This is a genomic window from Nocardioides mesophilus, from assembly GCF_014395785.1.
GTDB classification, from domain to species: Bacteria; Actinomycetota; Actinomycetes; order Propionibacteriales; family Nocardioidaceae; genus Nocardioides_B; species Nocardioides_B mesophilus.
On record NZ_CP060713.1, the window covers coordinates 194,459 to 208,073 of the forward strand.

Sequence of the window (13,615 nt, forward strand, 5' to 3'; positions counted from 1 at the left end):
GGCGTCCTTACTTCAAGAAGTCCGGGACGTCGAGGTCGTCCTCGAACTGCAGCTGGCGCGGCTGGCGCGGCGGCTGGCCCTGCTGCTGCGGCTGCTGCGGCTGCTGCTGCACCGGCTGCCCCTGGGCAGGCTCAGGAGCCTGTCGCTGCGGGGCCGGGGCGGCGTAGCCGGGCTGGCCCGCGGGGGCGGGCTGCTGCTGGGGCTGCTGGGTCCGGCTCGGCTGCGGCCGACCCTGGCCCGGGGCCACGGCGCTGGCGCCGCTCGGCTCCGAGGCCCGGAAGGTCGGCTGCGGGGTCCGCTGGTCGCCCTGCGTCTGCGGGGCGGGCTCGCGGCGCAGCACCGTGCCGTTGTCTCGGCGCTTCGGCATGCCGCCGTCGAACCCGGCGGCGATGACCGTCACCCGGACCTCGTCTCCGAGGGCGTCGTCGATGACCGCACCGAAGATGATGTTGGCCTCGGCGTGCGCGGCCTGGGAGACGAGCGCCGCGGCCTCGTTGATCTCGAACAGGCCGAGGTCCGAGCCGCCGGCGATCGAGAGCAGCACGCCGTGCGCACCGTCGATGGAGGCCTCCAGCAGGGGGCTGGACACCGCCATCTCGGCCGCGGCCACCGCGCGGTCCTCGCCGCGGGCCGAGCCGATGCCCATCAGCGCCGAGCCGGCGTTGGCCATCACGGACTTCACGTCGGCGAAGTCGAGGTTGATCAGGCCGGGGGTCGTGATCAGGTCGGTGATGCCCGAGACGCCCTGCAGCAGCACCTGGTCGGCCTGCTTGAACGCGTCGAGGATCGAGACGTTGCGGTCACTGATGGAGAGCAGGCGGTCGTTCGGGATCACGATGAGGGTGTCGACCTCCTCGCGGAGCCCGGCGATCCCCTCCTCGGCCTGGTTGGCGCGGCGACGACCCTCGAACGAGAACGGCCGGGTGACCACACCGATCGTCAGCGCCCCCAGGGAGCGCGCGATCCGGGCGACGACGGGCGCACCACCGGTGCCGGTGCCACCACCCTCGCCGGCGGTCACGAAGACCATGTCGGCCCCGCGGATGACCTCTTCGATCTCCTCCGCGTGGTCCTCGGCGGCCTTGCCGCCGACGTCGGGGTTCGCGCCGGCGCCGAGGCCCCGGGTCAGCTCACGCCCGATGTCGAGCTTGACGTCGGCGTCGCTCATCAGGAGCGCCTGGGCATCGGTGTTGATCGCGATGAACTCGACGCCCTTGAGGCCGACCTCGATCATCCGGTTGACGGCGTTGACTCCACCTCCACCGATACCTACGACCTTGATCACGGCCAGGTAGTTCTGCGGTGCTGCCACGGCAGGTGCCTCTCGCTGCTCGGGTGCCCGGGCCGGGTTGCGGCTGGTCGGGCGGACGGATGTCTGTCGGTGGGGAAGTGCCCGGGGAAGCCATGAACTCTAACCCTGAAGTAGAGGGTTATAGTTATGTCAACCTCGTGCTTGATGACGAAGTTAGGCGGTGCCCACGGTCCGATCCCGCAGACACGCCGCCGCGCGCCGCGCAATTGCAGATTCCTGCCAGATCGATGTGCCGGCGCGATCGTGCCGAGCCGGGCGGCGGAGATCCGGCGCCGGAGGTCCGTGCGGCGACCGGGGTCTCCCCCGGCTACGGGTCAGGGTCGGATGACCGGCTGGCCGGGCACGCTGACGTCGTACTGCGACGCCTTCTGCTTCAGCAGCACCTCGAGCACCCGCGCCTTGTCCGCGGAGTCCTCCGCGGAGCCCCAGACGACGGTGGTGCCGTCGCGCAGCTGCAGCGAGATCGTGTCGACGGTGCGCACCGAGACGAAGTCGACGCGCGCGGCGAGCGGCCCGGGCAGCGCGTCGACCACCGTGGCGGCCTCGGCCACCGCGGCGGGCGGGGTGTCGGGGCCGCTGCGCACCAGCGGCAGGCTCGGTGGGCGTGACGGGTAGCGCCGGAACAGCACGCCCTCCTCGTCCACGCCGTGCAGGACGCCGTCGCGCTCCACCACCGCCACCGCCTGACGCTCGGTCACGTCGATCCGGACCTGGTCCGGCCAGGCCCGGGACACGTCGACCGAGCTCACCGGGGCGAGCTCCTCGACGCGGTCCGCGACCGCGGCCAGGTCGACGGTGGCCAGCGGGGAGCCGGTGGGTACGGCGGCGACCCGCTGCACCTCGCGCGAGTCGAGGACCGCCGTGCCCTCCACCTGCACCCCGGACACGGAGAGCGTCGCGGAGAAGAACACCAACCAGGTCGCGCCGCCGACCAGCACCAGGACCGCCAGCACCGCCACCACGACCCGCCAGGCCAGCCACCTTCGGGCCCACTGCCGGCGGGCGAAGCGGCGCCGGGCCTGCTGCAGGCTGCGCGCGTCGGGATCCGCGGCGCCGGGTGCGGGGGAAGGGGTCTCAGTCCTGCTGCGCATGGCCCTCCCCCGTGTCGTCGGCCCGCTCCTGCAGCAGCTGCAGCACCTCGGGCCCCACCAGGGTCACGTCGCCGGCGCCCAGGGTCAGCACTAGGTCGCCGGGCCGGGCCCGGCCGGCCAGCGCCGCAGGCACCGCCGACCAGGACGGCTCGAAGTGCACCCGCTCGGGCGACAGCGGCACGTGGCCGGCGACCATCGCGCCGTTGACGCCCGGCTCCGGGTCCTCGCGGGCGACGTAGACGTCCATGACGACGACCTCGTCCGCGGCGCCGAGCGCCTGTCCCATCGCGGCGCCGAAGATCTTGGTGCGGGAGACCAGGTGCGGCTGGAAGCCGACCACGACCCGGCCCTCCCCGGCCAGCGACCGGGCCGCCTGCAGGTCACCGGCGATCTCGTTGGGGTGGTGGGCGTAGCTGTCGTAGACGCGCACACCGGCCGCCTCGCCCTTGAGCTCCATCCGGCGCCGGGTGCCGGTGAACGCCTCGAGGCCGCGGCGCAGGTCGTCGAAGGCGAAGCCGAGCCGCAGCCCCGCGGCGAGCGCGGCGAGGGCGTCCAGGACGTAGTGGCGCCCCGGGATGCGCAGGGTGACCTGGCCCAGCCGGCGGCCCCGGTCGACGGCCGTGAACGTCGAGGTGGAGCCGGCGAAGGTCAGCCCCTCGGCGCGCAGGTCGGCGGCAGCTGACTCCCCCACCCCGACCGTGGTCAGGCCGCGGGCCCGTGACTGCTCGGCGAGGTCGGCGGCGCCCGCGTCGTCGACGCAGACCACCAGGAAGCCGGCCGGGTCGATCCGGTCCAGGAACCGGGTGAAGGCCGCGTGGTAGGCCTCCTCGGTGCCGTAGTTGTCGAGGTGGTCGGCCTCGACGTTGGTCACCAGCGCGGCGGCCGGTGAGTAGACCAGGAACGCGCCGTCGCTCTCGTCGGCCTCGGCCACGAACAGGTCGCCGCTGCCCTCGTGGGCGTTCGAGCCGGACTCGTTGAGCTCGCCGCCGATCGCGAACGACGGGTCCGCGCCGCAGTGCTGGAGCGCCACCGTGAGCAGCGACGTGGTCGTGGTCTTGCCGTGGGTGCCGGCCACCGCGACCACCCGGCGGCCGCGCATGACCGACTCCAGCGCCGCGGAGCGCGGCAGCAGCCGCAGCCCCTGCGCGCGGGCCTCGACCACCTCGGGGTTGTCCTCGCGGACCGCGGTGGAGACCACCAGCGTGTCGACGTCGTGCACGTGTTCGGCGGCGTGGCCGACGTGGCACCGCGCGCCGAGGGCACGCAGCGCCTCGAGGGTCCGGGAGTCCTTGGCGTCGCTGCCGCTGACGGTGATGCCGCGGGCCAGCATGATCCGGGCGATGCCGGACAGGCCGGCGCCGCCGATGCCGACGAAGTGGACGCGGCCCAGGCGGTCGGCCGGCAGCAGCTCCTCGGGGACCGGGACGATCATCGGTGTGCCTCCTGCGCCGCGGCCAGGATCATCCGGGCCAGCTTGTCGTCGGCGTCCCGCGGGATCAGCCCGGCGGCCGCCGCGGACATCGCGGCCAGCCGGCCGGCGTCGTTGGCCAGCTCCGGCACGGTGGCGCGCACCCACTCCGGGGTGAGCGCGTCGTCCCGGACCAGGAGCCCGCCGCCGGCGTCGACCACGGGCCGCGCGTTGAGGTCCTGCTCGCCGTTGCCGATCGGCAGCGGCACGAAGACCGCCGGCAGACCGGTCGCGGCGACCTCGGTGACGGTGTTCGCGCCGGCGCGGCAGAGGACGAGGTCGGCGGCGGCATACGCCAGGTCCATCCGGTCGACGAACGGGACGACGACGTACGGCGGCGCGCCGTCCACCCGCTGCACGGCCGCCTCGCCCTGCGGTCCGACGACGTGCAGCACCTGGACACCGGCCTCGGCGAGCGCGCCGGCCGCGGCGGTGACCGACTGGTTGATCCGGCGGGCCCCCTGGGAGCCGCCGGTGACCAGCAGCGTCGGCCGGTCCGGGTCGAGGCCGAACGTGGCCCGGGCCTCGGCCCGCAGGGCGGCGCGGTCCAGCGTCGAGATCATCCGGCGGATCGGCAGCCCGACGTAGGTCGCGTGCCGCAGCGCGGTCTCGGGGAAGCTCGTCGCGACGTGCGTGGTGAACCGGGCGCCGAGCTTGTTGGCGATGCCGGGAAGCGCGTTGCCCTCGTGGACGACAAGCGGCAGCCGCCGGCGGCGGGCGGCGAGGTACGCCGGCACCGAGACGTAGCCGCCGAAGCCGACGACGACGTCGGGACGCACCCGGTCGAGGACCTCGAGGGTGGCCCGGATGGTGCCGCGGAGCCGGCCCGGCAGCCGCAGCAGGTCGGCGTTGGGCCGACGCGGCAGCGGCACCGGCGGCACCAGCTCGAGGGGGTAGCCGGCCTCGGGGACGACCCGGGTCTCCAGCCCGCGCGGGGTGCCGAGCGCGGTCACCTCGAGGTCGGGGTCGATCCGCCGCAGGGCGTCAGCGGTGGCCAGCAGCGGGGACGTGTGTCCGGCCGTGCCGCCGCCGGCGAGGAGAACCTTCATGACACCTGTCCTGGTCTGGTGAAGCGGTCAGTGCGGGAGCGTGCCCCATCATCGCGTGCCTCGCGGCCGGCCGCTCCCGGCGGTCACCCCGGCGGGGGTACGGCGCCGCCGGCGCGCCCGCAGCGCGGCCTTGGCGCCGGGCTCCGAGCGGGCGAAGGAGACCAGCAGGCCCAGCGCCACCAGCGAGGGCAGCAGCGCGGAGCCGCCGTAGGAGACCAGCGGCATCGGGATCCCGATGACCGGCAGCAGCGCGAGCACCATCCCGACGTTGATCATCATCTGCACGGTGAGCCAGATGGTGATGCCGGCCGACATGTAGCGCACGAACGGGTCCTTGGTGCGCAGCGCGACCCGGAAGCCGGCGTACGCGATGGTGAGGAACAGGCCGAGGACCAGCAGCGTGCCGACCAGCCCGAGCTCCTCGCCGAGCACCGCGAAGATGAAGTCGGTGTGGGCCGCGGGCAAGTTGCCCCACTTCTGCTGGCTGGCGGAGATGCCCTTGCCGAAGATGCCTCCGCTGGACATCGCGAACAGCCCGTGGGCGGGCTGCCAGCCCGCACCCTGGTAGTCCTTGAACGGGTCGGCGAAGTTGGTCAGCCGGTCCAGCCGCTCGTGGCTGGTGGTGGCCAGGTAGAGGGCGAGCACGCCCACGGTGGTCATGCCGAGCACGAACAGGCGGGCCGGCGCACCGACCACCCAGAGCATCCCGAGCACGATCGCGAAGAGCACCAGCGCGGTGCCGAGGTCGTGCTGCTTGAGCACCAGCCCGATCACCAGGCCGGTCACCGGCAGCATCGGCATCAGCACGTGCCGCCAGTCACCGAGCAGCTTCTCCTTGCGGCCGTAGAGGTCGGCGCACCACAGGATCACGGCCAGCTTGGCGAGCTCGGAGGGCTGCACGCGCAACGGCCCCAGCGCCAGCCAGTTCTGGTTGCCGCCAACCTCGACCCCGAAGCCCGGGACCTGGGTCAGCGCCAGGGCCAGCAGCGCCAGGAAGATCGCGGGCCAGGCGAACGCCCGGATCACCCGGTGCGGCAGCCTCGAGACCACGAAGGCCAGCGGCAGCGCCAGCAGCACCCAGGTGAGCTGGCGCTTGAACACGGCGTAGCTGTCGCCGTCGAAGTTCTTGTAGGCGTAGACGCTCGAGGCGCTCAGCACCATCATCAGCCCGATGGTGAGCAGCAGCGTCGACGCGCCGAGCAGCAGGTAGTAGGAGGTCAGCGGCCGGTCGAGCGCCTCGCGCACCGAGGCGGTCCACCCCGAGAACGACCGGGCGCGCGCGAGCTGGGCCCGGGGCTCCCCTGCGGTGGTGGTCACGCCGGCCTGCCTGCCCTCCCGCCACGCCGGGGAGTCAGCGGTCGCGGAGCCGGTGGACCGACTCGGCGAACGCATCCCCGCGAGCACCGTAGTTCGCGAACATGTCCATGGACGCGCATCCCGGGGCGAGCAGCACGGTGTCCCCTGGCTGGGCCAGGTCGGCCGCTGCACCGACGACGCGGTCCATGACTGAAGTGTCCCCGTCGTCGACCTCGATCACCCGGACATCGGGTGCGTGTCGCGCCAACGCGTCGGCGATCACACCGCGGTCGCGCCCCAGCAGGACGACGCCGCGCAGCCGGTCCCGCACCGCGGTGACCAGGTCGTCGAAGCCGGCGCCCTTGGCGAGCCCGCCGGCGACCCAGACCACCGGGTCGTAGGCCTGCAGCGACGAGCGCGCGGCATGCGGGTTGGTCGCCTTGGAGTCGTCGACGTAGCGCACCCCGTCGACCAGGGCGACCTCGGCGATCCGGTGGCCGTCGGGCCGGAAGGCGCTCAGGCCGTCGCGCACGGCGGCGGCCGGGACGCCGTACGAACGGGCCAGCGCCGCGGCGGCGAGCGCGTTGGCGACGTAGTGGGGAGCCGGCGAGGCGAGGTCGGCGATCGTGCACAGCTCGGCGGCGGTGCTCGCCCGGTCCTCGATGAAGGCGCGGTCGGCGAGGACGTCCTCGACCAGTCCGACCATCCCGACGCCGGGGGTGCCGAGCGTGAAGCCGATCGCGCGGGCGCCCTCCTCGACGTCGGCGTCGCGGACCAGCTGCTCGGTCACCGGGTCCGCGACGTTGTAGATGCACGCGGTGCTGACCCGCTCGTAGATGCGGCCCTTGTCGGCGGCGTAGTCGGCCATCCCGTGCGGGCCGGTGTACCAGTCGAGGTGGTCCTCGGCGACGTTGAGGACGGCGGCGGCTCCGGCGGCCATCGTGTGCGTGTAGTGCAGCTGGAAGCTGGACAGCTCGACGGCGTACACGTCGTAGGGCGTGGGGTCCATCACCGCCTCCACGATCGGCAGCCCGACGTTGCCGCAGGTGACGTGGCTGACCCCGGCCGCCGCGAGGATGGCGGCGAGCATCTGCACGGTGGTGGTCTTGCCGTTGGTGCCGGTGACGCACAGCCAGGTGCCGGGGTGCTCGGGGTCGCGCAGCCGCCACGCGAGCTCGACCTCGCCCCACACCGGCAGGCCGCGCGCGTAGGCGGCGGCGAGCAGCGGAGCGGTGGGCGGCACGCCGGGCGAGGTCACCACCAGCTGTACGTCGTCGGGCAGGGCGTCCGCGGACGTGGCCCCGGGGCCGATCCGGACGTCGGCCCCCAGCACCTCGAGCAGGTGCGCCTGCTCCAGCTGCGCGGGGGTCGCGGACTCGGCGAGCACGCGCACGTGGGCGCCGACGTGCAGCAGGTTGTCGGCGGCCGCGAAGCCGGAGACCCCGACGCCGACGACGACCGCGCGCACGGCCTCCCAGGAGTCGTGGCGGCCGAGGTGCTCGAGCGCGCTCACCGCACTCCTCCTGCTCGCCCGGACGCGCTCATGCCCCGGCCACCCACTCGGCGTAGAACACCCCGAGGCCGGTGGCCACGCAGAGCCCCGTGATGATCCAGAACCGGATCACGATCGTGATCTCGGCCCAGCCCTTGAGCTCGAAGTGGTGCTGCAGCGGCGCCATCCGGAAGATCCGCTTGCCGCCGCTGAGCTTGAAGTAGCCGACCTGCAGGATCACCGACATCGTGATCATCACGAACAGGCCGCCGAGGATGGCGAGCAGGAACTCGGTGCGGGTCAGGATCGCCAGGCCCGCCAGCGCCCCGCCCAGCGAGAGCGACCCGGTGTCGCCCATGAAGATCTTGGCCGGGGAGGCGTTCCACCACAGGAACCCGAAGCAGGCCCCGGTCAGCGCCGAGGCGATCACCGCCAGGTCGAGCGGGTCGCGGACCTCGTAGCACTTGGTTCCCGGGCTGAGCACGCAGGACTGGTTGTTCTGCCAGATGTTCACCAGCGTGTAGGCGCCGAAGACCATCGTCGAGGCACCGGTGGCCAGCCCGTCGAGGCCGTCGGTGAGGTTCACCGCGTTGCTGGCGCCGGCGATCATGACCAGGATCAGCAGCACGACCAGGACCGCGGGCAGCGTCCAACGCTCCATGTCGCGAGTGAACGAGATCGCCGTCGACGCCGGGGTGTTGCCGCGCTCGTCGGGCCGGGTCAGCGCGAGGGCGCCGAAGAGCACCGCGACGAGCGTCTGCCCGGCCATCTTGGCCTTGCTGCGCAGGCCGAGGCTGCGCTGCTTGGCGATCTTGATGTAGTCGTCGAGGAAGCCGACCGTGCCCAGGCCCACCAGCAGGAACAGCAGCAGCAGCCCGGACCAGGACGGCAGGTCCTGGGTGAGCAGCTTGGCCAGCGCGTAGGCCAGCACCACCGAGATGATGATGACCAGCCCGCCCATGGTGGGCGTGCCCCGCTTGGTGTGGTGGGTGGTCGGGCCGTCGTCGCGGATCAGCTGGCCGTAGCCCTTGGTGACCAGCACCCGGATCGCGACGCGGGTGCCGAGCAGCGTGAGCAGCAGCGACAGCCCGCCGGCGAGCAGGATCGCTCTCATGGACGGTTCTCCTCGTTCGGCCCCGTCTCCCGGTCTGCCTCTGCGCCTGTCCCCGGGTCCGTCTCCGTGCCTGTCTCCGGGACGGGCTCCAGCAGCGCCTCGGCCACCCGCTCCAGGGCCGCGGCCCTGGACGCCTTGACCAGCACCACGTCGCCGGGGGCCAGGTGCTCGCGCAGCCAGGCCAGCGCCGCCTCGTGGTCGGGCACGAAGACCGACTCCCCGCCCCACGAGCCCTCCAGGCAGGCGCCCAGGTGCAGCGCGCGGGCCGGCTCCCCGACGACCACCAGCTGGTTGATGTCGAGCCGCACGGCCAGCCGGCCGACCGCGTCGTGCTCCTCGGTCGCCGCATCGCCCAGCTCGCGCATCTCGCCGAGGACCGCAATGGTCCGGGCGCCCCGGCCCCGGCCGAGGGCGGCGAGTGCCTTGAGCGCGGCGCGCATCGAGTCCGGGTTGGCGTTGTAGGCGTCGTTGACCACGGTCACGCCGTCGGCGCGCTCGTGCACCTCCATCCGCCAGCGGGAGGTGTTGCCGGCACCGCTGAGCGCCGCGGCGACCTCGTCCAGGCTCATCCCGAGGGAGAGTGCGGCGGCCGCTGCGGCGGCGGCGTTGCCGACGTGGTGCTCGCCGACCAGCTGCAGCCGGACGTGCTCACGCTCCCCGTCGACCTCCAGGTCGAGCTCGGCCCGGCCGCTGTCGTCGAGACGTACGCCGAGGGCGCGCACGTCGGCGGCCTCGGACTCGCCGAAGGTGAACACCCGCGCCACCGTCCGGGCGGCCATCGCGGAGACCAGCCGGTCGTCGGCGTTCAGCACCGCCACCCCGTCGGCCGGCAGCGCCTCGACGAGCTCGCCCTTGGCCTGCGCGATCGCCTCCTGGGAGCCGAACTCGCCGAGGTGGGCCTTGCCCACGTTGAGGACCACCGACACCTGCGGCGGCGCGATGGCGCAGAGGTCCCGGAGGTGGCCGATGCCGCGCGCCCCCATCTCGAGCACCAGGTAGCGCGTGGAGGTGTCGGCGCGGAGCACGGTCAGCGGCAGCCCGAGCTCGTTGTTGAAGGAGCCGAGGGTGGCGACGGTGGCGCCGCGCTTGCCGAGCACCTGGGCGAGGAGGTCCTTGGTGCTGGTCTTGCCCTGCGACCCGGTCAGCGCCACCACGGTGACCTCGGGGAGCCGGGTCAGCACGTGGCGGGCCAGGTCGGCCAGCGCGGTCAGCACGTCGTCGACGACCACGGCAGGGGCTCCAACCGGTCGTCGGGCCAGCACCGCCGCCGCCCCCGCGGCGAGCGCCTCGTCGACGTACGCGTGGCCGTCGACCCGCTCACCCTCCACCGCCACGAACAGGCCGCCCTCCTCGGCGACCCGGCTGTCGATGAACGCGGGCGCCGTGACCACCGACCCCTGGTCGTCGTGCACGGAGCCGCCGACCACGGCGGCGATCTCGGACAGCGTCATCGGGATCATCGGGCGTCCAGCTCCTCGCGCAGCACCGCACGGTCGTCGAAGGGGCGCACGGTGCCGCGCACCTCCTGGCCGGTCTCGTGGCCCTTGCCGGCCACCACCAGCACGTCCCCGTCCCGGGCCATCCTGACCGCGAGCCGGATCGCCTCGCGACGGTCGCCCACCTCGTGGACCTCGGCGCGCTCGGCGTCCGGGATCCGGGCGACCCCGGCCAGCACCGCGGCACGGATGCCGGCCGGCTCCTCGCCGCGGGGGTTGTCGTCGGTCACGACCAGCACGTCGGCCAGCCGGGCCGCGGTCTCCCCCATCAGCGGCCGCTTGCCGGTGTCGCGCTCGCCGCCGGCGCCGAGCACCACCAGCAGCCGGCCCGCGGTCTGCGGCCGCAGCGCGGCCAGCGCGGCCTGGACCGCGTCGGGCTTGTGCGCGTAGTCGACGACGGCCAGGAACCCCTGACCCGCGTCGACCCGCTCGAGCCGGCCCGGCACGCCGCCGGAGGCGGTCATCCCGGCGGCGACCTGCCGCGGGTCGTAGCCGGCCTCGGCCAGCGCCGCGATCGCGCACAGCGCGTTGGAGACGTTGTAGCCGCCGGTCAGCGGCACCGAGGCCGGGAAGGCCATCCCGCCGGGGGTGTGCACGGTGAACGTGGACCCCTCGGGGCGTACGTCGACGTCCTCGGCCCACCAGTCGGCCTCGGAGCCGGTGACCGAGTAGGTGCGCACCGGGATCGGCGCCTCCGCGACCAGCCGGCGGCCGTGCTCGTCGTCGATGTTCACCAGCCCCAGCCGGGCCCGCGCCGGGGTGAACAGCGAGGCCTTGGCCGCGTAGTACTCCTCCTCGTCGGCGTGGAAGTCGAGGTGGTCCCGGCCGAGGTTGGTGAAGCAGGCGACGTCGAAGACCACGCCGTCGACCCGGCCCATCACCAGCGCGTGGCTGGAGACCTCCATGGCGCAGGCCTGGACCTGCTCCTCGACCATCACCGCGAACAGCGCGTGCAGGTCCGGCGCCTCCGGCGTGGTGAGCGAGGAGGCGACGTCGACCCCGTTGATGCGGGTGCCGACGGTGCCGATCACCGCGGTGCGGGTGCCGGCGGCGGTGAGCGCGCCCTCGGCGAGCCGGGTGGTGGTGGTCTTGCCCTGGGTGCCGGTCACCGCGACCAGGCGCAGCCGGTGGGCCGGGTCGCCGTAGATCTTGGCGGCCAGGGCGCCGACGACGGCGCGCGGCTGCCGCACCACGAGCACGGGGACCGGCAGGCCGCGGCACAGCTCGGCGCCGTCCGGGTCGGTGAGCACGGCCACCGCTCCGGCAGCGACGGCCTGGGCGGCGTACTGCGCGCCGTGCGAGCGGGCCCCGGCCGGGGCGACGTACAGGTCGCCGGGCAGCACCCGCTGGGAGCTGATCGTGAGCCCGCGCACCTTGGTCTCGGTGTCCGCGGCCACCACCTCGGCGAGGTCCTCCCCGAGCCAGCCGCAGACGGTCCGCAGCGGCGTCGCGACAGGGTGGCGGGGACGCGTCGGGATCGGCTCGGGCACGGCGGAGAGGCTACCGGCGCTCACCACTCGACACGTGGAGCGGGTGCCACCGAGCCGGTCGGGGGCACGGCGTACTTCTGGAGCACGTGGGTCATGATCTTGTTGAACGCCGGCCCGCCGACGCTGCCGCCACCGCCGCCCGCGGGGTTCTGCACCACGACGTAGACCAGGAACCGCGGGTCGTCGGCCGGGGCGAAGCCGGCGAAGGAGACGGTGAAGGTGCCGTCGTAGCAGCCGCACTTCGCACCGACCCGCTGCGCGGTGCCGGTCTTGCCGGCCACGCGGTAGCCCGGGATGGCCGCCGAGGGCGCGGTGCCCTCGTCGAGGTCGGTCACCGCCTCCATCATCCCGGTGACCTGCCGGGCGGCCTTCTCGCTGATCACCCGTCGGGTCGTGGAGGTGGCCGAGCCGACCGTCTCCCCGGTCGAGGTGGTCGCGGTGCCCTTGACCAGGCTCGGCTGCACGTAGACGCCGCCGTTGGCGATGGTGTTCACCGCGGCGGCCATCTGCAGCGCGCTGACCGCGACGCCCTGGCCGAACGAGATCGTGTCCTTCTGGATCGGCAGCCAGTCGTGGAAGTCGGGCAGCACGCCGGCGGACTCCCCCTCGACGCCGACCCCGGTGCGCGAGCCGAGGCCGAACGCCTTGAGGTAGCGGTAGTAGGTCTTGTCCTTGATCTGGTCGGCGGCCAGCACGGTGCCGATGTTCGACGACTTGGCGATCACGCCGGTAAGCGTGAGGTGCAGCGTGTCGTGCACGAAGTAGTCGTGGATCACCCGGTCCGAGCGGGGCAGCACCGGCGGCACCGTGATCTTGGTCTGCGGGGTGACCAGACCCTGGTCGAGCAGGGCCGCCATGGTCAGCACCTTGTTGACCGAGCCGGGCTCGTAGGCGTCACGGATCGCCCGGGAGCTGAGGTTGCCCTTGGTCGCCGAGCTCGGGTCGTTGGGGTCGAAGGTCGGGTAGTCGGCCACCGCGAGCGCCTCGCCGGTGCGGGTGTCCAGCACGATCGCCGAGCCGGAGTCGCCACCGGCGTTGGTGACGGTGGTGCGCAGCACCCGCTGGGTGTACCACTGCACGTCCCGGTCGATGGTCAGCGCGAGGTCGTGCCCGCTGCGGGGAGCGACGACCTCGTTGTCCCCGAGCGGGATCCGGTTGCCGCCGCCGGTCTCGTAGGTCGCCGAGCCGTCCACCCCGGAGAGCATCGGGTCGAACATCAGCTCCGCACCCTCGGCGGCCTTGCCCAGGTCGTTCATGAAGCCGACCAGGTTGGCGCCGACGTCGCGGGCCGGGTAGTCGCGCACCGGGTCGCGGCGGGTGTCCACGCCGCTGAAGCCGCGCGCCTTGATCTCGTCGAGGACCTCGTTGGCCAGCGTGGAGGGCACCCGGCGGGCGAGGTACTGGAAGCGGGTGTCCGGCTTGCGCAGCCGCGACAGCACCTCGAAGTAGTCGACCGAGAGCCGCCGGGCGATGATCGTGGCGATCTCGCTGGCGTGCGGCTTGGTCATCGTGGGGTCGGCGACCAGCATCAGCCCGTCGACGCTCTCCGCGAGGGGTACGCCGTTGCGGTCGGTGATCGAGCCCCGGGTGGCCGGCAGCTCGACGGTCACGACCCCCTCGGCCTCCGCCCGGGCGACGTACGCCTGGGCGTCGATGCCCTGGATCTGGAACAGCCGCACGGCGAACACCGAGATCACCATCGCGACGATCAGGAAGCCGACCCTCAGCCGCAGCGCGGAGGCGCCGCGACGCGATCGCACCGGACGCCGCGGCCGGCGCGGGGGTGTCCGCTGCGGCGGTCGCGGTC

General features: G+C 73.5%; 10 protein-coding genes. All 10 read right to left on the minus strand.

The window, feature by feature from the left end; translation table 11 throughout:
• Window positions 1–7: 7 nt before the first annotated feature.
• The 10 genes from ftsZ to H9L09_RS00905 all read right to left on the minus strand — a co-directional run bounded on the left by ftsZ (window position 8) and on the right by H9L09_RS00905 (window position 13,568).
• On the minus strand, window positions 8–1,312 hold the full coding sequence (ftsZ, locus tag H9L09_RS00860; RefSeq protein WP_187578929.1) for a cell division protein FtsZ: 1,305 nt from the start codon (window positions 1,310–1,312) through the stop codon (window positions 8–10).
• Window positions 1,313–1,626: 314 nt separating this feature from the next.
• Window positions 1,627–2,403 (minus strand): cell division protein FtsQ/DivIB, encoded by a 777-nt coding sequence (locus H9L09_RS00865; RefSeq protein ID WP_187578930.1) that lies wholly within the window; start codon window positions 2,401–2,403, stop codon window positions 1,627–1,629.
• Window positions 2,387–3,835: a UDP-N-acetylmuramate--L-alanine ligase gene (murC, locus tag H9L09_RS00870; protein WP_187578931.1), complete on the minus strand. Its 1,449-nt coding sequence runs from the start codon at window positions 3,833–3,835 to the stop codon at window positions 2,387–2,389. Before murC ends, H9L09_RS00865 begins: the two co-directional genes overlap by 17 nt.
• Window positions 3,832–4,920 carry an undecaprenyldiphospho-muramoylpentapeptide beta-N-acetylglucosaminyltransferase gene (gene murG, locus H9L09_RS00875; protein WP_187578932.1) on the minus strand — a complete coding sequence of 363 codons (1,089 nt, stop codon included), beginning with the start codon at window positions 4,918–4,920 and terminating at the stop codon, window positions 3,832–3,834. The genes murC and murG overlap by 4 nt, the downstream gene beginning before the upstream one ends.
• Before the next feature lie 48 nt (window positions 4,921–4,968).
• A complete protein-coding gene (gene ftsW, locus H9L09_RS00880) occupies window positions 4,969–6,237 on the minus strand; it encodes a putative lipid II flippase FtsW (RefSeq protein WP_246456181.1) in 1,269 nt (422 codons plus the stop codon).
• Between the two features lie 34 nt (window positions 6,238–6,271).
• Entirely contained in the window at window positions 6,272–7,729 is a 1,458-nt protein-coding gene (murD, locus tag H9L09_RS00885; RefSeq protein WP_187578934.1) for a UDP-N-acetylmuramoyl-L-alanine--D-glutamate ligase, read from the minus strand.
• Between the two features lie 28 nt (window positions 7,730–7,757).
• Window positions 7,758–8,822, minus strand: a complete 1,065-nt coding sequence (gene mraY, locus H9L09_RS00890; RefSeq protein ID WP_187578935.1) for a phospho-N-acetylmuramoyl-pentapeptide-transferase — start codon at window positions 8,820–8,822, stop codon at window positions 7,758–7,760.
• The gene (locus H9L09_RS00895; protein WP_187578936.1) at window positions 8,819–10,282 is read right to left on the minus strand and encodes a UDP-N-acetylmuramoyl-tripeptide--D-alanyl-D-alanine ligase; all 1,464 of its coding nucleotides are present in this window, start codon (window positions 10,280–10,282) and stop codon (window positions 8,819–8,821) included. Before H9L09_RS00895 ends, mraY begins: the two co-directional genes overlap by 4 nt.
• Window positions 10,279–11,808, minus strand: coding sequence for a UDP-N-acetylmuramoyl-L-alanyl-D-glutamate--2,6-diaminopimelate ligase (locus tag H9L09_RS00900; RefSeq protein ID WP_187578937.1), 1,530 nt, complete (start codon window positions 11,806–11,808; stop codon window positions 10,279–10,281). The genes H9L09_RS00895 and H9L09_RS00900 overlap by 4 nt, the downstream gene beginning before the upstream one ends.
• Window positions 11,809–11,828: 20 nt before the next feature.
• On the minus strand, window positions 11,829–13,568 hold the full coding sequence (locus tag H9L09_RS00905) for a peptidoglycan D,D-transpeptidase FtsI family protein (RefSeq protein ID WP_246456182.1): 1,740 nt from the start codon (window positions 13,566–13,568) through the stop codon (window positions 11,829–11,831).
• Between the last annotated feature and the right edge of the window lie 47 nt (window positions 13,569–13,615).